This is a genomic window from Paenibacillus sp. FSL R7-0313, from assembly GCF_037969885.1.
Classification (GTDB): domain Bacteria; phylum Bacillota; class Bacilli; order Paenibacillales; family Paenibacillaceae; genus Paenibacillus.
Genome location: NZ_CP150219.1, coordinates 4,426,984 through 4,450,655, shown reverse-complemented (window position 1 = coordinate 4,450,655; position 23,672 = coordinate 4,426,984). Strand labels below are relative to the sequence as shown.

Annotated in this window: 20 protein-coding genes; 16 read left to right on the top strand and 4 right to left on the bottom strand. The window is 43.1% G+C overall.

From position 1 onward, the window contains the following. Positions 1-2: 2 nt before the first annotated feature. Positions 3-1,097: a Ger(x)C family spore germination C-terminal domain-containing protein gene (locus NSQ38_RS19515; RefSeq protein WP_339783641.1), complete on the top strand. Its 1,095-nt coding sequence runs from the start codon at positions 3-5 to the stop codon at positions 1,095-1,097. Between the two features lie 118 nt (positions 1,098-1,215). On the opposite strand, the gene NSQ38_RS19510 is transcribed toward NSQ38_RS19515, so the two are convergent. Next, positions 1,216-1,557, bottom strand: coding sequence for a nuclear transport factor 2 family protein (locus NSQ38_RS19510; RefSeq protein WP_339783640.1), 342 nt, complete (start codon positions 1,555-1,557; stop codon positions 1,216-1,218). 29 nt (positions 1,558-1,586) lie between these two features. Next, positions 1,587-2,381, bottom strand: coding sequence for an SDR family oxidoreductase (locus NSQ38_RS19505; RefSeq protein WP_339783638.1), 795 nt, complete (start codon positions 2,379-2,381; stop codon positions 1,587-1,589). Between the two features lie 176 nt (positions 2,382-2,557). On the opposite strand from NSQ38_RS19505, the gene NSQ38_RS19500 reads away from it, so the two are divergent. The 6 genes from NSQ38_RS19500 to NSQ38_RS19475 all read left to right on the top strand — a co-directional run bounded on the left by NSQ38_RS19500 (position 2,558) and on the right by NSQ38_RS19475 (position 11,043). Then, a complete protein-coding gene (locus tag NSQ38_RS19500) occupies positions 2,558-3,433 on the top strand; it encodes a LysR family transcriptional regulator (RefSeq protein ID WP_339783636.1) in 876 nt (291 codons plus the stop codon). A 166-nt stretch (positions 3,434-3,599) separates the two neighbouring features. Then, a complete protein-coding gene (locus NSQ38_RS19495) occupies positions 3,600-3,749 on the top strand; it encodes a hypothetical protein (RefSeq protein ID WP_338586948.1) in 150 nt (49 codons plus the stop codon). A 553-nt stretch (positions 3,750-4,302) separates the two neighbouring features. Continuing rightward, positions 4,303-8,106: a GH32 C-terminal domain-containing protein gene (locus tag NSQ38_RS19490; protein ID WP_339783634.1), complete on the top strand. Its 3,804-nt coding sequence runs from the start codon at positions 4,303-4,305 to the stop codon at positions 8,104-8,106. Between the two features lie 456 nt (positions 8,107-8,562). After that, positions 8,563-9,690, top strand: coding sequence for an NtaA/DmoA family FMN-dependent monooxygenase (locus NSQ38_RS19485; RefSeq protein WP_339783632.1), 1,128 nt, complete (start codon positions 8,563-8,565; stop codon positions 9,688-9,690). 38 nt (positions 9,691-9,728) lie between these two features. Next, a complete protein-coding gene (locus NSQ38_RS19480) occupies positions 9,729-10,688 on the top strand; it encodes a nitronate monooxygenase (protein ID WP_339783631.1) in 960 nt (319 codons plus the stop codon). A 208-nt stretch (positions 10,689-10,896) separates the two neighbouring features. Further along, positions 10,897-11,043, top strand: coding sequence for a hypothetical protein (locus NSQ38_RS19475; protein ID WP_339783630.1), 147 nt, complete (start codon positions 10,897-10,899; stop codon positions 11,041-11,043). Positions 11,044-11,480: 437 nt separating this feature from the next. Here the strand turns inward: NSQ38_RS19475 and NSQ38_RS19470 are convergent, their stop codons facing one another. Continuing rightward, the gene (locus NSQ38_RS19470; protein ID WP_339783629.1) at positions 11,481-13,139 is read right to left on the bottom strand and encodes a PucR family transcriptional regulator ligand-binding domain-containing protein; all 1,659 of its coding nucleotides are present in this window, start codon (positions 13,137-13,139) and stop codon (positions 11,481-11,483) included. 202 nt (positions 13,140-13,341) lie between these two features. On the opposite strand from NSQ38_RS19470, the gene NSQ38_RS19465 reads away from it, so the two are divergent. From NSQ38_RS19465 to NSQ38_RS19425, 9 genes are all read left to right on the top strand, one after another. Then, entirely contained in the window at positions 13,342-14,601 is a 1,260-nt protein-coding gene (locus tag NSQ38_RS19465; RefSeq protein WP_339783627.1) for an amidohydrolase family protein, read from the top strand. Between the two features lie 23 nt (positions 14,602-14,624). After that, complete coding sequence (locus NSQ38_RS19460; protein ID WP_339783625.1) at positions 14,625-15,845, top strand: amidohydrolase family protein; 1,221 nt, start codon at positions 14,625-14,627, stop codon at positions 15,843-15,845. 332 nt (positions 15,846-16,177) lie between these two features. After that, positions 16,178-17,110 carry an ABC transporter permease subunit gene (locus NSQ38_RS19455; RefSeq protein WP_339783623.1) on the top strand — a complete coding sequence of 311 codons (933 nt, stop codon included), beginning with the start codon at positions 16,178-16,180 and terminating at the stop codon, positions 17,108-17,110. Positions 17,111-17,127: 17 nt separating this feature from the next. Further along, the gene (locus tag NSQ38_RS19450) at positions 17,128-18,009 is read left to right on the top strand and encodes a carbohydrate ABC transporter permease (RefSeq protein ID WP_339783622.1); all 882 of its coding nucleotides are present in this window, start codon (positions 17,128-17,130) and stop codon (positions 18,007-18,009) included. Positions 18,010-18,135: 126 nt separating this feature from the next. After that, positions 18,136-19,560, top strand: a complete 1,425-nt coding sequence (locus NSQ38_RS19445; RefSeq protein WP_339783620.1) for an ABC transporter substrate-binding protein — start codon at positions 18,136-18,138, stop codon at positions 19,558-19,560. Positions 19,561-19,576: 16 nt separating this feature from the next. After that, positions 19,577-20,539: an amidohydrolase family protein gene (locus NSQ38_RS19440; protein WP_339783618.1), complete on the top strand. Its 963-nt coding sequence runs from the start codon at positions 19,577-19,579 to the stop codon at positions 20,537-20,539. A 278-nt stretch (positions 20,540-20,817) separates the two neighbouring features. Beyond that, positions 20,818-21,300 (top strand): MarR family transcriptional regulator, encoded by a 483-nt coding sequence (locus NSQ38_RS19435; RefSeq protein ID WP_339783616.1) that lies wholly within the window; start codon positions 20,818-20,820, stop codon positions 21,298-21,300. 20 nt (positions 21,301-21,320) lie between these two features. Beyond that, positions 21,321-21,896 carry a nitroreductase gene (locus tag NSQ38_RS19430; protein ID WP_339783614.1) on the top strand — a complete coding sequence of 192 codons (576 nt, stop codon included), beginning with the start codon at positions 21,321-21,323 and terminating at the stop codon, positions 21,894-21,896. Between the two features lie 17 nt (positions 21,897-21,913). Then, complete coding sequence (locus tag NSQ38_RS19425) at positions 21,914-22,399, top strand: nitroreductase family protein (protein ID WP_339783612.1); 486 nt, start codon at positions 21,914-21,916, stop codon at positions 22,397-22,399. Between the two features lie 30 nt (positions 22,400-22,429). Here the strand turns inward: NSQ38_RS19425 and NSQ38_RS19420 are convergent, their stop codons facing one another. Then, on the bottom strand, positions 22,430-23,392 hold the full coding sequence (locus tag NSQ38_RS19420) for an NAD(P)-dependent oxidoreductase (RefSeq protein ID WP_339783610.1): 963 nt from the start codon (positions 23,390-23,392) through the stop codon (positions 22,430-22,432). Positions 23,393-23,672 lie beyond the last annotated feature (280 nt).

Genomic DNA, 23,672 nt, shown 5'->3' with positions numbered 1-23,672 from the left:
GTATGGTATCATACAAGCACTATGGTTTATTGGCGATTGTAAGCCTTATGTGGATGGCCGGTTGCTCTTCTCCATATGCCGAGAACAATATGATCGAAGAGATCGCTCCGGTAGTTTTCTGGTCGGTTGACAAGGGGACGGAGGGAAAGTTTAAAATCAGCACTTTAGTACCACCACTCATCAAAGAAAAAAAACGATTTCTCTCCAAGGAAGTTGATCTGTTAAAGCAGGGAGGCAAGGAATTTAATTTAATTTATTATCGGGAATTAAAACAGGGGCAGCTGCGAATGTTATTAATCAATGAGGAACTGGCCAAAAAAGAAGGCATTGAAAAACTGATCAATACGATATTGGTTGATCCCGATATTTCAATGCGTGTCTATTTATTGATTGTCAGAGGCGATTTTGATGAATACATAAAAAATCAACTGACGAAGCAAGAAAACCAAGATTATTTTCTTTATCGGATGTTAAAGCATTACGAGGAACATAACCAAGGTGAAATGAGCATTGTCAATATTCATCAATTCATGAAGATGTTATATTCCCCTCTTAAGGATCCGATCCTGCCGGTTTTTCATGCGGATAAAAATAATTTCAATTACGTAGGAACGGCCTTTTTCCAAAATGATAAAGAAGTGATGGTTACTCAAGACGTAAGTGATGAAATTTTTCAACTTCTGGATAACGATCATTTCTTAAAAGTCTTGGCCATTCCAAAGTTATCTATTAGTTTGGGACGTGTTCGATCCAATATTCGCATGAAACTATCAAGTGACTATTCATCCTTGTCTTTACATGTGGGATTGAAAGGAAGAATTGAGGAATACCAGGGAGAAAAGAATATTCAAAGCGAGGAACAATTGGAACATTTAATTCATGAGATTGAGGTATACCTTGAGGAACAAACGTCAGAATTATTAAAAAGTATGCAACGGTTGAAAGTGGATCCCTTAGAGGTCGGAACACATTCACTTAAGCCTTTTTCTAAACCAATAACGGAAGAGCAATGGTTGAGATATTGGGAAAATATGAAAATTAATGTTGACTTCGACATCAAAATACAGCCTTTGATTAATGTTGAACGGCTGTCGTGATTTAAAAGATGCCCCCCACATGATCAAATACATCATTGTGGGGGCATCTTTTTGTTCAAATCATGTACAAAGAGAGCTTATTACTGCAGCCCGTGGCGGACAAGCCATTTGGATATCTTTAGAAAATGGAAAGTCTAATGATCTTATCGTCATTAATAACAAAATGATAATTCAATAATAGCGGATCGGGTAGACCCGTCTTGTCGTAGGTACCATCCAGCTTGCATGTTAACACAATTTCATCACCTATTTTTTTGGCTTTTGTTGGCTCTAACGTTACATTCGCCGCGAAATGGTTTTGATCACTCCATTCCCGAATCGCCTGTTTGCCATTTCGCTTTTTTCCTTCATCCATCACAACGGCATTTTCTGAAAAACAATCTACAAATACTACTGGCTCTGGCTTGTTAGATGCAGTAATGTATTTGGCAATTACAGACGGTAAATGATTGAGATCCATATTGTTCTCTCCCTTTATTAATTTAATTATTAGACGGTAGGGATAGTTCCCCCATCTATGACATATTCACTACCTGTAATAGATGCTGCTCGGTCTGAGACCAGAAATGCGACCAGCTCAGCGACTTCTTCAGGAAATCCTGGCCGACCAATTGGAATACCTCCGAGTGAAGTCATAAGTTGTTCAAGGGCACTTTCTCGACTTCCGGTTTCAGTTGCGATCCGATCAATTAATGCGTCAGCTGCTTCTGTCTGAATAAACCCGGGAGACAACGTATTTATGCGAATTCCTTGTGGGGAAAATTCATTTGATAATCCCTTGCTATAATTAGCCAGCGCGGCTTTGGCAGATGCATAAGCCAGTGTAGTTTCATATAAAGGTAAACGTCTCTGGATGGAAGTGAAATGAAGAATTACGCCTGAATTATTTTCTAACATAAGTGGAATTAAGCCACGATCAAGTCGAACTGCTGCGAGTAAATTCCAATTTAATGTATGAAGCCAATCCTCATCACTCAATGCAAGTGCGCCTCCTGGTGGTGTCGTTGATCCACCTACGCAATGGACGATAATATCGATACCTCCAAGTTGCTCTTTTACTGCTGTAATTATTTGCTCTACACCTTCAGGTGTGGCGACATCTGCTTGTACAAATTTGACCGAATTTGGTAAGTCAGTTGATAGGGAACGGGCAGTAGTAAGGACAGTAGCTCCGCCGTTTGCAAGTCTTTTTACAACAGCTTGCCCCATTCCCTTTGTTCCTCCGGTTACGAGCACCTTTTTACCTTCAAATTCCGATACAGAGAACTCAAATTCTTTATGCATAACTATTCCTCCTAGTGATGGTATTCAATATTTAATTTAAAATTGCTCTGTCTCTAAAGCTTGATGTGTTGTTCGAGAGGAGCTAGAACTAATATTACACTTGCTACTTTCATAACGTCCAATTTATTATAATAATAGAAATGATGAATAATATTAATATAGGGAGGAGTGTTTTAATGGAACTTACACAATTAGAATACTTTATGACCGTTGCACGGCTTGAACATATGACCTTAGCCTCCAAAAAACTTGGTATTACTCAGCCAGCATTAAGTCATGCAATTGCCAAGCTCGAAAACGAAATAGGAGCTCCTTTATTTGAGCGAAATGGACGAAATATAAAGCTGAACCGAAACGGTACCATGTTTTCTAAATGGATTGGTAGAGCCCTACAAAATATTGAAAATGGCCTAAAGGAAATCGAAGAGTGGTCCAATCCGGATACGGGTGTGATTACGTTGTCTTATCTAAACATTCTCGGGGTTGAATTGATCCCAAGTCTAATCCGGAGTTATCAATTGAAGTATCCCAAAGTTCGGTTCGAATTGACACAAGGGAACTTAGGAGATATTGATGAACATCTGGAGCAAGGGTTTTCGGATGTTATGATTACATCGAGGGAGTCTACTATGGATAATCATCACTGGAAGACTATTCAGAATGTTCCTTTATACATTGTTGTTCCCTCCCAACATCGTTATGCAGATTGTAGCGCTCTTAGTTTGGCAGAGCTGTCTGGCGAGCCATTTATTGGATTGAAAAATAACTGTGGATTAAAAGCAACGATTATATCCCGGTTCCAACATACCGGATTTTTTCTTGCTTCGGCCTATGAAGCGGAGGACCTGATCACTGTAGCCGGTTTTATAAAGTCGGGTTTGGGTGTATCAGTGCTGCCTAAGACGCTGGGTTTGATGTTAGATGAATTGGTCTGGATCCCTATCATTGATGAAGGATGGTACTGGGAAATAGGATTAAAGTGGAGAGATGATCATAATATTTCCCCAGCAGCGAAAAGGTTTATTGAATATGTGGATACTTTACATCTTTGAACACAAGGAAAAAACCCTTTTACAATGATTGGCAGTACGTTATAATACAATCACCAGGTAGATTCCCCAACAAAAAAAGTGAAATATTGTAATATCTTGTTACACTCGGCTCTTCATAGTTCTTTGAGCCGCTTATTACAACAAAATAGATATCGGAGGTATGATTATGGTTAAGAAAAAAATTTCCACAGCCCTCAGCGCAGCTTTAATCGTTTCTATGCTGGCTACTGGCGTAATAGTCACTATCCAAGATAACACAACGTTAGAGGTAGCGAAGTCAGCAGGGGATAAAAAGGTTGAAGTTGTTAAAGCATAAGCGAGAAGTTTAATTTATTAACCTGTCGCGGGACAGGAACATATTCCAATTAAAGTCGCTATTATAGCGGCTTTTTTTGTTTTGTCGGAACAATACGCATCCAACTAATTGCAGCAATTGGATTCAAAATCAAGGAGATGTACTGACTCCCGAATTAGGGCTTTTCAACAACCACCTTCAATTTACATTTGTAAATCAGTAGATTTAAAAACAATAATAAAAAACGATCAAATCAACTTATATAAAGTTGTTACTTTCAAAAAAACAGTCATAAATTGTGCAAATGTAAACCTAAACAGATATATACATAAAAAATAATGTTCATTTATACAAAAATACTTTGACAAATGAAAACAAGTGAATTATTTTGTTAATAAGGAATGCATATTACTTCTTTTAGATTCTAAATAGCCTTAGAGGAGTGTGAATTAAAGTTTTGGGACAGAAAACTTTATTTATAAAAATGAATACAGACCGCAAATACATTATTCACCTGATCTAAGATTACTCGGGTTAAACGTAACTTTAAATCCAATAGAAAAGAGGGTATGGAATGAAAGATAAATCTAAATTCGCAATAAGTCTTCTGATAGCAACAGGATTAGCTCTGACTTCAAACGGTATTTTTACATCTAACTCAGTTGCGGCTAGTGCTGTGCTCGCTGATCAGGAAACAAATAAACAGGCAAAGGAGGAGCTTGATATTTTTGAAAGCGCATCCAAATCAAATACCAATTTGATAGGCTGGCAAGTGAAAGGAAAAGGGGGATTAGAGGATACTTCAGAAGGAATCTTGCTGACTTCGCAGCCTAAAGAAAATGTAATGGCCATCTCAGAGACGGTGTCAGACGATTTTATCTATGAAGCTGATGTTATGATCAGGGATACGAAGGCAGACGCCACATTGTTGTTTCGCTCTAATGAGGATGGCTTTAACTCGTACATGCTGCAAATCGTTCCGGACGCAGGTCTGATCCGGTTAAGAGATGCAACAAATGGAGATGGGAAATTAAAGGAGGAGCGTAAAGTTTCTGTTGAAATGGGGCAAATCTATCATCTCAAAGTGAAAGCAGTAGGTTCCTCGCTAAAAGTATATTGGGGCAATCAATATAAACCATTGATTGATGTTCAAGACATTTCGTATCAAAGCGGAAAACTTGGACTACATGTATACGATGGATCTGCCTTGTTTTCGAACATCGTGGTGAGCGATCTGAAAGGTAATTTGGGTACAGTGCTTGCTAGCAAGGGAAAATGGCAGCCTGATATCAACGGCAAAAGAGGGACGGTAGAACAGGAGAGCAACGCACAGCAAATCTATAATAAAGAGGCGACTGATATGGTGTATGAAGGGAATATTACCCTTCGTCCTGATTCTATTGCAGCTCTCGCATTTCGATCTTCAACCGATGGAACCGAAGGATATGAAGCTACCCTTACAAAGGAAGGAGTTCAGGTCCGTGTAAGTTTGGCGAATACAAAAGGAACAGTAATTGCAAGTTCGCAACGTACTTATCCGAGTCAGATGGGAGCCCAACATCATGTGGAAATCAAGGCAAAGGGAGATCGAATTCAGGTCTTCCTGGACGGATACACTACGGCCGCAATTGACGTGAAAGATTCAACCTACAGGAGTGGAAGTACCGGAATCGTCGTCAAAAAGGGGACGGCTTACTTCCAGGATACTTATGTGACAGAACTGAGCCAATATTACAATGAGATATATCGTCCACAATATCACTACACGCCAATACGTGGTTCAGCGAGTGATCCGAATGGACTTGTCTACTTCGAAGGAGAGTATCATCTCTTTCATCAGGATGGAGGAACATGGGCGCATGCGGTAAGTAAAGATATGCTGAACTGGAAACGGCTTCCGATTGCACTTCCCTGGAATGATCACGGACATGTCTGGTCTGGGTCGGCTGTTGCGGATATGACAAATGCATCTGGTTTATTCGGAGATTCAGGAGGCAAGGGTCTTATTGCATACTATACTTCCTTTAATCCGGATAGCCCGAATGGGAACCAGCGTATAGGTCTGGCTTACAGTAAAGACCAAGGTCGTACTTGGGAGTATTCGAAGGAACGCCCGATTGTGATCGAGAACCCAGGTAAGAGCGGAAATGAAGCTGGGAATTGGGATTTCCGCGATCCGAAAGTAATCCGTGATGATGAGAATAACCGCTGGGTTATGGTTGTGTCCGGAGGAGATCATATTCGTTTCTACACGTCAACGAATTTACTTGACTGGACATTGACAGATAATTGGGGATATGGGGATTATGTCCGCGGAGGCGTATGGGAATGCCCGGATTTGTTCCAGCTTCCGGTAGACGGAACGTCACAGAAGAAGTGGGTTATGATGATCAGTACAGGAGCGAATCCCAAAACAGGTGGATCAGATGCCGAGTATTTTATAGGTCATTTAACAGCTGATGGTAAATTCGTGAACGATAATCCGGTGGGTAAGGTGCTAAGAACAGATTTTGGTAAAGAATTTTACGCTTCGATGTCTTTTGCTAACATGCCTGATCATCGCACAGTGATGATGGCGTGGATGACGAATTGGGACTATCCGTTTGCTTTCCCAACGTCGAATTGGAAAGGTGAACTATCCATTCCGAGAGAAGTATCATTGGTAACAACCAAAGATGGAATTCGGATGACGCAAAGTCCAATTAAAGAATTGGAATCACTGCGTAAACCTTTGTATGCTGCTTCCAACAAGTCGGTGAGTCCTTCTTCCGGGAATCTGCTAAAAGGTATTATTTCAGGCGCTTATGAAATTGAAGCTGAAATTGAAATCCCTGAAGCCAGCACAGTGACCGAGTTTGGCTTTAACATTCGTGAGGGTGCAGATCAGAAGACGGTCGTGGGTTATAAGGCAAGTGATAGTCGTATGTTTGTGGACCGAACTGCATCCGGTGAAACGGATTTTTCTAACCTTTTCAGTAAGAAACAAGAAGCGCCTACGCAAATGGAGAATAATCGGATCAAGATGCGTATTCTTGTGGATGAGTCTTCTGTTGAGGCCTTTGGTAACAACGGCAAAGTCGTCTTTTCAGATGTTATATTTCCGGATCCCGCCAGTAGAGCGATGAGTTTTTACGTGAAAGGTGGGAATGTGAACGTTGTTTCCTTGAAAGTGCATCAACTTCAATCTGTCTGGAATGAGAACATTCCTTCAAAAGCTCAAATAAAGATGGATACGAGGGTTCGGGAACTGGGGGTAGGTGAGTTGGATACACTGCAGGCGATGGTCGAGTATGGCCAAGGTCTAGGCGTTCAACCGCTTAAGTGGAATTCCAGTAATAACGAAGTAATAGCCATAGTCTCGGTAGACAATTCACACGCAGTTATTAAGGCAAAAAAAGAAGGGGAGTCCACAGTCACCGTGTCTACTCCGAATGGTAAAACTTCCACTAGTGTGCTCGTTAAAGTCTCAGGTGGCGAGTTCCGGACAAACCTGAGTGGATGGACTAAAGATCTGTCTGCTGCTTCATGGTTAGTTAGTGAACATGGGATCCGTGGTAAATATTTTAGCGATGCGAATTATATTGCCAAAGAGAAGGCTGGGAATTTTACGTATGAAGCAGACATGATGCTCGGTGAAACAGGAGGGGCAGGTTCTATTTTGTTCAGGGCTAGCGAAGATGGTCGCAGTGGTTATTATCTGAATCTAGACCCTAACATGAAGGCAATCCGTCTGTTCTACAAAATCAATGGAGGTTTTGAAGAACGGCAGGTTCTTGCAAAAGTACCCACTTTCATTCAGCCAGGTCAAACGTATAAGGTGAAAATAGAAGCGAATGGTCCGCATATTGTCGTTCACGTGGACAGTCAAAAAGTCATAGATCTCATGGATGGTACTTTTGCAGAAGGCCACTTTGGACTCCATGTATTTGGCGGCTCCGCATCTTATCAGAACGTCAATGTGAGTAACGGTGAACCTGCAAACCTCACCAAGTCCAGCCTTGTAAATGCCGCAACACAGAAATCCATTTATACCGCGAACCTTGTCAACGGGGAGCCGGTTACCTTGCAAGATGCAAGTGCAGCTTCCGTCCAAAATTGGGTATTTGTTCCGACAGGCGACAAAGCAGGCTCGTATTCGATTCGTACTACGGCCGGTCAGACGCTTGATCTGGATATAGGACAAAACAAACTTCAGCTATATCATTACTTAGGGAATAACAACCAGCGTTGGGTCCTTCACCAGAACAAAGACGGATCAGTTCATATTACTTCAGCTCATCATCAAAAAGCATTAGAAGTATCGGCAGATGGGACCAAACTCTTCCTAAGTGAACTGAATCCATCACTTGATCGACAAAAATGGGTATTAACAAAATAATCAAAATTTATTCCATGATGGCGTATCTCATAGATATTCCAATTATATTGGTTAGGATAGACTCAAAGGGGACGACAACTGGAGGTTTGTATCAAAGCACACACACGGCCATCCAAAAAAGGATGGCCTTTTGGGTTGGAAAGACAGACTCATTATTAGAAATAGGGTGTAATCTTCAAACCACTCCCAATCTATACGTACAAAAAGATGTACTATGTTCATTTAAATTGCCCTCTTTGCAAACGAAACGATTACGCTTAAGATTGGCTCACAACCAAATATTTTCACTCCTATAGTTAGCAAGCTAAATAATAAACTTAAGAGGGCAAGGAGTAACAGATTGCTGACTTCTATCCAAATCAAGAGAGTCGGAAGAAAGGGCATAAATTATTGGCTAAGGAATTAGGTGTTCTACAAGGAAAGTAAGTGAACTCGTGAAAAGGAGATCATTCAATTATGGAAGAAAGAAAGCTTAAACTAGGAGGAATTATTGATGGCGTGGGATGGAATTACACGGGTTGGAGACACCCACATATTCCAGCAGATGCCAGTGAAAATATTGAGTACTACGTACAGAAAGCTATACAACTTGAACAGGGGAAGTTCGATCTCATCTTTTTAGCAGACGTAAGTCATATCGGACCTGGCATGATCCCGCACTATCTAAGCATGTTTGAGGGTGTATCCATTTTATCTGCATTGAGTATGGTAACTCATTCTATTGGTTTAACCGCTACGATAGCGACTTCATATGCTGATCCCTTTACGGTTGCTAGGCAAATTGCTTCCCTTGATAAAATTAGCAAGGGCAGAGCAGGGTGGAATGCAATCACCTCCAATCCTGGAGGGTTAGCCAATTACAGTCGGTCCCATCTGAAGAAAGCAGATCTTTATCCCATGAAAAAAGAGTTTTTGGAGATTGTTGAAGGACTTTGGGACTCGTATGAAGATGATGCCTTTATACGTGATAAGGAACGTGGAGTATTTTATGACCCGCGTAAAATGCATCCACTAGATTATACCGGGAATTACTTTTCCGTGGAGGGACCCTTAAACATCAGTCGATCGAGGCAAGGAAGACCAGTGGTCTTTCAAGCGGGCACTTCACCGGAGTTTATGGATATTGCTGCACAGCATGCCGAAGTCATCATGGCACCTGGACATGATTTGGAATATCTCAAGGCATTTACTAATGAACTTAAACGTAAAGTTCAAAATCAAAGGCGTTCACCATATGACCTGTTGATGATGCCTTCTCATAACCCGATCATTGGTAGAACGGAAAAAGAAGCCCTTGAAAAGCTAAGGGAAATTGAATCATGGATGCCTAAAGGTTATCGAATGCCGAAACCTGGATTGATAGGATCGGCAGAGCAGGTTGCCGAACAAATTGAACATTGGTATCGAGAAGGCGTCATGGATATCTTGCTGATTAGACAAGATCATCCTGCAGGATTTAAGGACTTTATCCAATTGGTTGTTCCTATCTTGCAAGATAGAGGCATATTCCGTAGGGAATATGAGGACGACACACTTCGGGGAAATTTAGGTTTACCTTACCCAGAAAATAATTATACGAAGTAATAATATAAAATTCATTTAACAAGGGGAAAACAAACAAAATGACTAACAGAGTATGTGAAATATTAGATATTAAAAAGCCCATTATACAAGGACCAATGTCTTGGGTTACTAATGCCGAATTTGTTGCAGCAATAAGCAATGCAGGTGGATTAGGATTTCTAGGTCCAAATGCCGGTCAGGTTGATATAACTCGCTCACCCGAAATAAGTGCGGAAAGAATGAGAACTGAAATACAAAAAACAAAAGCTTTAACGAATAAGCCATTTGGAATTCCAGTGATCGTGAATCGTGATTTAGCATACACATGGCCACTTATAGAAACAGTTATTGACGAGAAAGTCCCTGTTGTTCTGGTGAATGATACACTGGATGATAGGATCTTTAAACCATTAAAAGAAAACAATATTAAAATTGTTTATAGACCCCTTACGCCTACTATTGAAAATGCAAAAGCTGCAGAAAAATTTGGAATAGATGTTTATGTAGCGACTGGATTTGATGAAGGTGGTACGGTTCCAGAACGAGTTATTGGAACATTTTCGATTGTTCCAATGATTGTTGATGCTATAAATATTCCTGTAATGGCAGCTGGTGGTATTGGAGACGTTAGAGGAGTGCGTGCCGCATTTGCTTTAGGTGCTGAAGGTGTGTTTGCTGGCAGTGTCTTTATTCCGACAAAAGAAAATCCGACAGCTCAAAATGTAAAGCAAATGATTGTTGATGCCACAGCAGAAGATTTACAAATGTTTCGTACTTTACCAGCATACTATCGTTCTTTACCTACTAAATTGGCGAATAAACTAGTTGAAATGGATAAACAAGGTGCCAGTCGTGAAGAAACAGCAAAATTGATGCGTGGATCAATTGGAATGCGTATCGGAATGCTAGAAGGCAATACAGACGATGGCTATGTCACTGTTGGCACAGGAATCACACCAATTAAAGAGATTAGAACTGTAAAAACAGTCATCGATGATTTAATGCAAGATTTTAAATAATTGCCTTGGTAGACTTACCCTCATATCGAATGGTCAAAAAGCTAAACACTGCGCAAATTCCAAGTTGCTAACTTAGCTGCACAAGGAAAAACCTTTTACAATCATTGTCAGTACGTTATAATACAATCACCAGGTGGATTACCCATCAAAAAAGTTAAATATTTCAATTTATCAGTGAGTCTAAGCATACGATATCGGAGGTATGGTTATGGTGAAGAAGAAAACTTCCACAGCCCTCAGCGCAGCTTTAATCGTTTCTATGCTGGCTACTGGCGTGATAGTCGCTATCCAAGGTAACACAACGTTAGAGGTAGCGAAAACAGCAGGGGATAAAAAGGTTGAAGTTATTAAATGAAGAAGCTAGATGCGACTCAAGTATTCAACATAATCAAATAAAGAAAACACAAAATATTTAATTTTTTAACCTCAGCTCGGATAACTCAGCTGAGGTTTTTTATATTATCATGATGTATTGAAAAAATGCAGCTAAAGTTCCGAACTCAAGAAGAATTTGATGAGTCGCTAAAACAAATAGGTTTTTCGAAAATTGAAATATACGGCGAATATTGGATGTACAATGTCAGCCTGCTTATGATGCGTCGAGTATGCTGATGGCCTGTCGCTCGCGATTATACTCCCCATGTTCCTGCAGAACGGACAAGGACGCTCTACTGAGTACCGTGCTCATATTGCTGATAACATTAATTTTGTTCCGGTGATGTAAGGTAGATTAAACGCTCGGAATAACTTTGTGGGGGAATAGAGCCTTACTAGACGATTTCTCACTTCGTCTTATTGAAGTAGCAGAGGTTCGATGGCTATCGCTATGCGGATTCGTAAGCTTTCAGTTGGATCTTTGAGTTTCACACCCAGGAGTTTCTCACACTTTTCCAGTCGATACACCACCGTATTTCGATGAACGAAAAGTTGCTTGGATGTTTCGACAAGCTGGCATTGTGTATCGTAAAAAGCGTTTAAGGTGCGCAGCAACTCTTTTCTTTCATGTTCGTCTGCAATGTGCAGCAGGCCGTTTAAGGTCGCGTCGTAAAATTGTTTCAGTTCGTTGTGGGGAAGCATGTGGAATAAATATCCGATGTCCTTGGCTTGGTAAGATTGGACGAATCGCTTGCGTTTTAACCAGTAGCCGAATTGCAATGCATTAACCGCTTCTGTATAAGAATGACGAACGCCGAGTACATTCGTTGCAGGTTTGCCAATGCCGATAGACAGACTCAGTCCAGTCTCATGATGAAGTTCTTTAAGCATTCCTGACAGTTGCTCGGTGATTGTCGTCTCATCCCACCCCGACTCAGGGATAGATAGTAGAAGACAGTAGGTATCATGTTTAGTAAACATGACGAAGGAATGATCTAACCCACCAAAAAGACGTTTGATGTGCTCGTATTGCTCTTCTTGCTCCGTGATATTATCTCCTTTCAGAGGCGCCGAACCTTCGTGATTAGGAAATCTTTGATGCATGTGATGCACCTCGTCATTACGCATGGTCAGCACGACACTTGCACGCCCCTTGATAAGCCCGCATCTCTTGCCGCGGTTCAGCGCCTCCTGCTCAGAAGTGATATATCCCTCAATCAGATCGGAAAAGAACTCGTTTTTGTGCCTGCGGGAGCGCTCCTTGACAGCCTGTGATTTGGTCAGCTCCATCCCAATGACGTTGGAGGCCTGCTCAAGCGTCAGACCAAAAAGGCCAGTCCATTGATCCAGCGAATGAAAGGATAACAAATAGCCTTCGTGGCGGTAAGTTTTTACTGGATATACTAGCATGCAGCAACGCTCTCGAACTGATGTGTTGATGAAGCACAACGAAGTGGGGCTAGAAATATCGGACAAGTCTTGAAGTGTATTTACAGCGGCTGCAGTGAGTTCAGCAATACTTGTATTCTGGTTGGAAGCAGAGATAGTTTGCCATTTGTAGTTTAACAGGATGACTGGGGATGAGAACAGTTTGGACAGGGAATCGATAATGCTGGAAATTCCTTTGCCGCGCATGATCATCTCGGAGAATTTTTTGTGGATGCTGAGTGCATATTGTAGTTCGTCGCTCTTATTGTTCAGAATCACACTGGTCGATCGCTGCAAAATTTCGCCGAGGGATAGACGGACATCGGAAATTTCGATGATGGGAAATTCGTTCTGATCCGCTTCCCAAAGTATTTCATCAGGGATCGGCAATTCAAAGCGCTTGGTTTTGATAGCCAACCCCGAGCAATGAAGACGCTGCATGTCTCTGATTAGATGAATAAACATCTCTGGCTGCTGCTTCATGAAAAAGCCGTTGGTCAGCAAGAGCTCGTTCGGCCTTAGAAAGCGAATGATATCCGGACAGTCCATAATGTTGACCGTTTGAACCTCACGTATTAGACCCTTATGCCCCGTAATCACTCTGGCATCATCGTAAATGCCGTTTTTCAGCAAATCTGTCAGCAGCACATCGACCCATCCCTTTCTGGAACAAGTTATTTTATTGTTAAGTAATATAACACTACGATCATGTGGAGTAAATATCTTTGGTTTGATCATCCAAGATTGCTAATTATTTTTATCCTTTTCATCCAATGATTTCTCAGAAGGAGTGAATTATGCTTAAAGTGTTTCTTGCGTGTAATAAAAGCGTACATGAACGGAGGATGTAATGATTGATCTACTTATCACAGATACGTTTATTTCCGGGGATGAAAGGCGAATGGATGTCGGGATATCCTCAGGCAAGATTGCATTTGTCACGCCATGCGGGGAAAGGAAAACCGAAGCGTCTCGTGTAGTGCAAGGCAAAGGGGGCTTATTGCTGCCCGGATTCGTCGAGCCGCATATTCATTTGGAAAAAGCATATTTGCTGGATTCCATGGATCGGGAGGCGGAGTCTCTCCAGGACGCGATTCAGATAACATCCAAACTGAAAAGTTCGTTCACAAGGGAGGACATGTATCGTCGCTCGCTGGTTGTCATTCGGGAAGCTGTCAGGAATGGTGTAACCCATATGCGTTGCCATGCAGAGGTTGATCCGGTTCTTGGACTCAGAGCTGTCGAATCTGCTCTTCGTCTCAAACAATCCTTAAAACATCAACTGGATTTACAGGTAGTTGCCTTTCCGCAAGAAGGGGTGTATAAGAGTCCGGGGACTGCTGAGCTGATGGAAGAGGCCATTCGTATGGGAGCCGATGTGATTGGAGGAATCACTTATCAGGACGCAGATCTGCGAGAGCACTTGGATTTTGCATTTGCTCTGGCAGGGAAGTACGGAAAACCACTGGATTTTCACGCGGATTTTTCGGTCGATTCCAACGACCGTGCCGTTGTGGAAATTGCAAAAAGGACAATTGCTGCAGGAATGCAGGGGCATGTAGCCGCTGGACATGTAACCTCGCTCGGTTCCCTCCCTGAACATGAAGCTTTGGCTATCGGAGAGCTTCTGTGTCGTGCCGGAATCAGCGTCATTACACTGCCGATGACGGACCTCTTCCTGAATGGAAGAGAAGGCCCAGAAGGACATCATAGAGGTCTCACTCCCGTGAAACTGCTCCAGGATTGCGGAGTGAATGTGGCAATTGGCGTCAATAATGTGCGCAACCCATTCACGCCGTTTGGCAAGGCTGACCCGATTGAGGCTGCCTGGCTATTGGCTATTACTTCGTACATGGGCAGCAAACAGGATGCGCTCATCTTGACCAACATGCTGACGCATAACGCGGCACAGGCGTTAGGCATTGATAATTATGGCGTTAGGGTCGGCGCTCCGGCTGATATGGTATTGTTCCGAGAGCGGTCGGAAAGGGAAGTGCTGCTTAATAAACCGGAGGCCCGTACGGTCTGGAAATCAGGATTACAGGTAGCTTGTACTGACTCAAAACCATTGGAATTACCTTGGTTGTCGGATCGGATCGAAACAATTTGATTATGATGTAAGGGGATGGAGTTATGGAGAAAGGGTTAACACTCGTAAAAAATGTCAAATGGTCGGAAAACCTGTTTGATCTAACGATTGATCAAGCAACTGGACTTATTGTCAGCATTGAGACTGCCGGAACGGATGCGGATCTCACATCTGTAAATATTGCCGGTAGGGCGACAACCGTCATTGACGCGGACGGGCTCCACTATGTACCGCCAATGGCAGATATGCATACCCATCTGGACAAGCATTTTATTGGTGAGCCGTGGAAATCTTTGCAGCCGTTTGTCACGCTGCCCGGCCAGTTGGAATTTGAGAAAAGTATGTTGGGAGAACTACCGACCGGGGCGGGAGAACGTGCAAAACGAATGTTGGATTTAATGTTAGCCCAAGGTACAACGGCAATCCGCACACACGTTGACGTGGATCCACAAATTGGTCTCTCTCATCTTGAGGAGGTCTTGGAAGTGCGTGAGATGTACCGGGGACGCATTGAGATAGAAATTGTGGCGTTTCCCCAGCAAGGCCTGCTTCGGTCTAACTCCGTTTCCGTCATGCGGCAAGCGCTCCGTGCTGGAGCTAACTATGTTGGTGGTGTGGATCCGGCTGGACTGGACCGCCGGGTGGATGCCAGTCTGGAAGCCATGTTTGAACTTGCGACAGAGTTCTCTGCTGGCATCGACTTGCATCTGCATGACCCGAGTCATCTCGGAATATACACGATCAGCCGCTTCGCCGAACTGACAGAACAAGCCGGTATGTCCGGCCGTACTGCGGTAAGCCATGCCTATTGTTTGGGCCAGGTTGGGGAAACGGAGGTACGCTCACTCGCAGAAAGGTTGTGTGCGACCGGCGTAGCCATCATGACGAGTGTGCCCATTGACAGGCCTATGCCCCCCATCAAATTGTTGATGGAAACGGGAGTGTCCGTGCATATCGGTTCCGATAACATTTTGGATTCGTGGAGCCCATTCGGAAATGGCGATATGCTCTCCCGTGGGTCACGTCTCGCTGAAGCATCCGGTTGGGTGGAAGACTTCTGGCTGTTAGAAACGTACAAGCTTATTTCCAATGCGCCATTAACTCCAAAAGTAGGTGAACGAGGCACTTTCTCGTTGGTAAATGCCATAAATGCGATGCATGCGTTGGCTGCAGCACCTCCACGCGAAGCTGTATTTTCGGGTGGTGTGCTTGTTGGTGGTCGAATGTTTCCGAATAGCAGACAGATGGCAGCCATCCATTCGTAACAATCTTTAATATACATGAAGCAGCGCATCCTTTTTCAGGTGCGTTGCTTTTTGACATGAAAAGGCTGATCACATGACGTATAAAACGTTGCTCAACGCAGTACATGTCATAAAAAATTACACTTAAATTGAGATAGGCTTTTCTTTTGGTGTAACAATCCAAATGAAATCATTTTTTTTAGTGAATCACACCAATGACTGAGGCTTACTTACATCGTATTATTCATATAAGAACAATTTTAAGTCACATAAACTGACATTATTAGAATAGGAGGGATATTGGAGGAGTTACACAAACCAAACATCATTGTTACGAACAGGGGGAGAGAGACATGCGTCGAGGTTTCCATGCAAACCGCATCCAAAACATTAGAAAGCATGGGCTGTTATTGGTCATGATTTTACCAGGCATCGTCTATCTGTTCATCAACAATTACTTGCCCATGTTCGGCATTGTGATTGCGTTCAAAGATATCAATTTTGCAAAAGGAATCTGGGGAAGTGACTGGGTAGGCTTCGATAATTTCGCCTATCTGTTCCAAACGCAGGATGCTTGGGTGATTACCCGAAACACGTTACTCTACAACGGCACATTTATCGTGCTTGGAACAGTGCTCTCCATAGCTGTGGCCGTATTGTTGAACGAGGTAAAAAAGCGATTTGCCTCCCGACTGTACCAAAGCATCATTTTGCTGCCCTATCTGATCTCGATGGTCATTGTCGCTTACTTGGTTCTGGCATTGCTCAACGAGGAAAACGGATTCGTCAATCATTACGTGCTTCCTTTGCTGGGGATTGACCCCGTGTCGTGGTATGCGGATTCCGGTAAATGGCCCTTTATATTAAGTGTCGTATATCTGTGGAAAAACGTTGGTTATACATGCATTGTTTATCTGGCCTCAATTGTAGGCATCAGCCAAGAATATTATGAATCCGCCACGCTGGACGGAGCATCCAAGTGGAGGCAAGTCTGGAGCATTACCCTTCCTTTACTTAAACCCACGATGGTCATTATGGTGCTTCTTGCAGTGGGACGCATCTTCAATTCCGATTTCGGATTGTTCTATCAGCTTCCGCTGAATTCGGGTGCACTGCAAACAACTACCGATGTCATTGACACATACGTTTATCGTGGATTGATGACTTTTGGGGATTTCGGAATGTCATCCGCTGCCGGACTTTATCAGTCCATAGTCGGTTTTCTGTTAGTATTGACGACCAATGCGATCGTTCGTCGCAAAAACCGGGATTTGGCGCTGTTTTAGCTAAGGGGGAGGACAACATGTATTCAAATAGGATATATCAAATAGCTGTTCACCTCGTGCTCATCATGATGGGAATCGCTGCAGTGTTTCCGTTTATACTTCTGATATCCGCTTCCCTAACCGAGGAACAAGCCATTATCAGGGATGGTTATCGTTTGTTACCAGCTCAATTCAGCTTCGATGCTTATGTGTATCTGTTTAATCAGTATTCGTTGATTCTGCGGTCGTATGGAATTACGACGTTCATCACGGTCGTGGGCACGATCGTTGGGTTGTTGATCACAACCCTGGTCGCTTATCCGCTATCCAGAAATGTGCTTCCATTTCGTTCGTTCCTGTCATTCTTCGTATTTTTCACCCTGCTTTTCAATGGTGGGCTGGTGCCGATGTACCTGGTTTATACGGACCTCTTCCATTTGAAAGATACCATCTGGTCGCTAATCATCCCGAATTTACTGACCAACGGGTTCTACATTTTGTTGATGCGCAGTTTCTTTTCCACATCAATTCCCGGCGAAGTCGTGGAGTCGGCCTATGTGGATGGAGCCAACGAATGGGTTATTTATTGCAAAATCGTTCTCCCGCTTGCTCTCCCAAGCCTGGCAACCATTGGTCTGATGCTCATGATTTCGTATTGGAACGATTGGTTTAACGGTCTGATCTTCATCAATGATGGAAGCCTCTACAGCATTCAAAATCTGCTTAATCGAATGTTGTCTGATGTCCAGTACTTGCAGCAAAACAGTCTGTCTGGCCAGACGGCTGTTGTCTCATCCGTACCTCTCGGCAGTGTGAGAATGGCTATTGCCGTAATCGGCGTGTTGCCACTGATCGTAGCGTATCCGTTTTTCCAGAAGTTCTTCGTCAAGGGATTGACCATTGGTGCCGTAAAAGGTTAGTCATTGCTTCGTATCCAAGATGTCTCATCCAAAAGCAAACACGGGGAGTGAATGAAGATGTTCAGAAAAAGATTGCCTGCGGGTTTCTTGAGGGTAATGTCCTTAATTTGTGCGGCCCCTCTATTGTTGACGGCATGCGGAAATCCAGATAGTAAGGAGGGAGCTGAACCTGGGAAAGCTTCAGCAACAGACATGTATGAAGTGGTCATGACGTATCCGGCTTTTGGGGATGTAACAGATGTTAAGGAAATTCAGGAAGCCATCAGTGATATTACAGCAGAAAAGGTAGGCGCCACCGTGAAGCTCTTGCCTGTTAATGGATCGAACTATGCCAATCAAATGAACTTGATGCTGGCGGGCAGCGAGAAACTGGATCTGGTGTATACCAGCGTTTGGTTCGGCCTTGAATCCCAAATCGGCAGGGGGCAGTTACTGCCCATGGACGAATCGTTGATTGAATTTGGTAAAAAGATACTGGAGGCTGTTCCGGAGGAAGCCGCAGAAGCCGGGAAGATGAATGGCGAAACATATGGCGTTCCCAGTATTAAAGCTTGGGCACTTTCTCCCAGTTTTGTGATGGATAAAGAGCTTGCCGATAAGCATGATATTGACCTTAACGCCATAAAAACCTGGAATGATGTTTCTGCTATATTGCAGCGTATCAAGGACAATGAGCCAGGTGTCACGCCGATTGTCAGCTATACCTCGCAGGAAACACCCGGACAAGCTATGCTGAATTTTGATCCATTGGGAACAGCACCTGGCGTACTGGATTTTGGCGGGGAGGACTTCACCGTGCAGAATCTTTTTGCGACTTCGCGGTTCTCCACAATGGCTGACCTGATGCGTGATTGGTATCAAAAAGGTTATTTCAGCAAAGACGTCGCAACGTCACAGGAAACGGGGTCCAATCTGATCAAGGCAGGCAAAGCCTTCTCCTATATCCGGAATATCAATGAGTGTTACTCGGAATCACTTGCGGCTGGGACTGAACTTGTATGCATACCCCTTGAGGACTCGTATATGACGCGTAATAGCGTAGCTTCGAACATGATGTCTTTGGCAAGGAACAGTGAGCAGCCGGATAAGGCGATTCAAGTATTGGAACTGTTTTACTCGGACGAAGCAGTCATTAATCTGTTTACCAACGGAATTGAGGGCAAGCATTATGTTAAGCAGGATAATGACCTGATCGGCAAGCCGGAAGGTGTCACTGCAACAGGATACGATTCAAACCAATATGCCGTGGGCAACAATTTCCTGTCCTATATATGGGAAGGGAACGATCCTGACATGTGGGAGCAGTTGAGGGGCGAAAACGAGAGTGCCGTAAAATCAAGGGCGATGGGTTTCAGCTTCGACATCAATCCGGTTAAAACACAAATTACCTCGGTGGCCAACGTCCAAAATCAGTATGATGCAGGCTTTCAGACAGGAACTTTTGATCCGTCAGAACTAGGCGCTTATCTCGACAAACTAAAGAATGCAGGCGTAGAGAAAATATTGACTGAAAAGCAAAACCAGTTAAACCAATGGCTTGAAAATAAATAGAAGGAGCTGATCACGCATGTTTAATCCTGTCATTGATGTTCACCACCATATCATCTCTAAAGAAATGCAACGAAAGCAGCAGGAGTTGGGAATGGAGATTCCAAGTTTTATGCCGAAGTGGACGCCCGAGATCGGGATGCAAAAAATGGATGTATGTGACATCTCGTTTTCATTCCTTTCAGCCCCGTCAGACCTGACGTTCATCGACCAATCTTCTGCCAAAGCATTGGCACGTAAAATGAATGAAGAGCTCGCATCGTATGCTCAACTTCACCCTGAGCGGTATGGTGCGTTTGCAACGCTTCCACTCCCGGATCCCGCAGCAGCCATGGAAGAAACATTGTATGCACTTGATGTTCTCGGGATGGATGGTGTTGCAATGCTGACAAGTTATCAGGGGAAATATTTAAGCCATCCGGATTACAGCGAATTGTTAACCGAATTGGACCGACGTAGTGCTGTTGTGTTTCTACATCCCATCCTCATACCGCAAAAAATCGCTGGACTTAGTCCTGCGCTCCTTGAGGGCACCTTCGATACGACGCGGGCCGTCACTACGATGGCTGTTCATCGCATTTTCGACCAATATCCATCCATTCAGTTCATTCTTCCCCATACCGGGGGCATGGTTCCTTATATCAAATGGAGAATTGCGCTTGCCGCCATCGGGCAAGATTCGATTCAGGTTGAAACAACACCGGAACAATTTCAAGCTGAAATAGCCAAACTGGACCACCTTTATTATGATTCCACGTTGAACCTCGGCACAATTCAAAAGTTGATTGCACCTGATCGGATTCTGTTCGGAGCGGACATACCTTGGCCAGCGGACAGCGTCCTTCGTATACAGCGGGAGTCAGTATTCCATGAAGCACAGCAGATCAGCGAAGAAAACGCGAAGGCGATCGCTTATGGCAATGCCTTTCGTCTATTTCCCCGCATTTCTAAGCTTTTTAATGTAGAGAAAAAGTTAATTTAAAGTGTCAGGAAACAATAAATCAACAATATAAAGAAAGCAGCTGATCACTATGATCAGCTGTTTTCTTTAACTAACGAGCATTTTAAAAGATAATCCGTTTAAGGCATGTCTCTGTCCTGGATTATAGGGTAATGTTGTAATGTCAGAGAATATAGTTGATAAGCATTATCATTCATGTTATATTGTTCACCAGTAAACAATATATAAGAATTTCCTTGAAAAAACTATATTATTAAAATGATATTTTTGTTTACAAGTAAATAAGGAGCGATCAAAGAATGATCTCAAAAGATCGAACAAAACAGTTAGTTTATGACCAATTTATCCGTTTTTTACATGTGTATGAGAACCACAAGGATACAGAAATCGAGCATTTCCTAAGTATCGCCCAGCGTGAAAGCATCGAGAAAATCCCTCAGCATTTGACCGCGGTTCATATGATAGATTGCATAGGCAAGCATGAGCCCATTAACAACACGGGTATTGCCGAGGCGATGAATTTGTCCAAAGCAAGTATCACTAAAATTGGCAACAAACTGCTGGAGGAAGGATTTGTCAAACGCACGAAAATGAACGACAACAAAAAGGAAAGCTATTTCCGGTTGTCACCGCAAGGCAAAAAAATCTTTGAACTGCATGAACGTCTGCATATACATGAGGCTGAGCGCTTCTATCATACTCTCGACAAATATTCGGAAACGGAGCTAAAAGTAATCCATCAATTTCTTCAAGACAGCAGTATAAATATTGAATCCAGATAGAACAAAGGAGAGTGAAGCATATGAGTCTGGCGGAATTGATCAGGGAGCGCAGGAGTATTCGTAAATGTAACTCTACGCCGGTGGACCAGGAGTTAATTGTAGAATTACTGCGTAAGGCTACAAGGCTTCAACCATTTGTTCAGTCTGGCTCGTGGCGTGTAGTATATGCCGGAACGCCAGAAGCACGCAAACGGTTGGTGGACTGTATGCTGGAACAGATGTCGCAAAGCAAGCTCGGCAAGCTGATTCCAGGGAAACTTCTGGATGTTTTTAAAAAGAGATTTACCGATATTCCTGCCCACGTCATTGTTATGTCGACTGTGGGACCGAATCGTCTGACCAATGACCTCAATTATGCGGCTGCTTGCGGGGTGATGCAGAGCTTCCAACTGCTGGGCTGGGAACGAGGGTTAGGAATGTTGTGGGATACAGAGTCCATGATTCAGCATGAAGGGTTCTTCAATGGAATTGGCTTACGTGAGGATGAAAGATTCGTTGGTATTCTTCATATAGGGTATTACGACAAAGCGCCAAGAAGTCGGAAAAGAACACCAGCCGAGCAGAAGTGGACCGTATTGCGAGGACAGTCTACATAGAAGAGGAGGATGTAAAAATGAAATTGTCAGATCTGGAAGGAGCCATGGACAGTCCAAGTGAGTTTTTGGATCGACCGATATCGCAGGATCTAATCCTTGAGTTGCTCAATCATGCCGTATGGGCGCCAAATGATGGCCTCCGAGAGCCGTGGCGATTTATCTTTGCTGATAACCGGTATGGGGACTTCATGCAGGGATTACAGAATCAGGCCCCTGCGTATCTTCTGGTCTTGGTGAAGGAAGAGGCGGATAAATATAAGCGGGAAGAGGACTTTGCAGCTGTCTGCTGCCTAATTCAGAATTTCCGCTTGCTGGCTCATGAGCAAAGTCTGGGTGTGCGCTGTACCTTGCATGACTGGATGTACGACCCGAGACGTACTGAAATGTTTGGTGTACTGAGTAACGAGCGCATTGCTGCGGTTCTGGAATTGGGATACGGTGCAAATCAGTGGAAAGAAAATACGAAGTTACCTGAGACTCAACTTCATTTTGAACTGCTGTAGGGTGGCGATCAATTTTATTGCACCAAAACATCATACCTGATTGAGCTTGCTTTCAGGCTCCTCACCATTTTCTACACGTTTTATATTCTTTATAAAGAAATCATATCTTGTTTTATGAAACTTCCGACCATCAGGCATTCCTGCTGTATGGGGAGTAAGTATCACATTACCCAGATTTCGGAGCTCACTGTCAATAGGAAGCGGTTCAGATTCAAACACATCCAGGCAGGCGCCTGAAATATCCCCGTTTTTTAATGCATCAATCAAGTCTCTTTCGTTGACAATGCCGCCGCGGGCTGTATTGATAAAAAGAGAGGTATGTTTCATTTTTTTGAATGCCGCTTTGTTGATCAGCTGTTTGGTTATCTCATTCAAGGGTACATGTACACTGACTATATCCGATGTGCTTACAAGAGTATCGAAATCCGTCATTTTCACAAAACCGTCCGATTGTGCAGTGGCATTTCTCGCATACACCAGCACATTCATGTCAAAAACCCTGGAAAACGCAGCTACTTTTTTTCCAATAGCACCCAAACCGATAATCCCAATCGTTTTGCCCTTTAATTCACTCCCTGTATAGTCCAATTGATTTTCATCCATCTTGTTTTTCATGAAAGTATCAAGAAACGGTATGTTTTTATAATAAGACAATATCAGTGCCATTACGTGTTCGGCCACTGCCTGTGCATTCACACCTCCAGCATTAGCCACCCAAATGCCGCGCTGTGTACAGGCAGGGACATCCACATTATCAAATCCTGCACCTGTCTGTACCAATTTTAATTTTTTTGCGTTAGAAAGCAGGCTGTGGTCCACTTTAATATGTTCAGGAATGATTACCTGGCAATCTTCAATATGATCCAGCATTTCTTTTCCGGGCGGAATAATTACAACGTTCCAATTTTGCGGAAAACACCTTGCAATATTTGATTTTGAGGTCTCGCTAAAATAGCCAACGATGAGAATCTTCATTGCTAAACCACCTTTCATAAGCTACCATTCCTCGAATAAAACCGTTTGATGCTCGTCATTTTATCCTTTTAATACAATTTTATCAATAAAATGTCATCACGTTCTATTAAACCGGAATGGAGAAAACGATTTTGGAACAGTTGCATCAAGCCAAATCTAAATTGAAGTCTGTGGGGATTAACCCGGAAACTGTTTAGATGACGCATTAATATATTGGCTATGTAAATACAAGGAATTATATCGTTCAAAATAGAATACTAGTCTAGTGTGATTGTCTATTTCCAAGATTAGTTATATT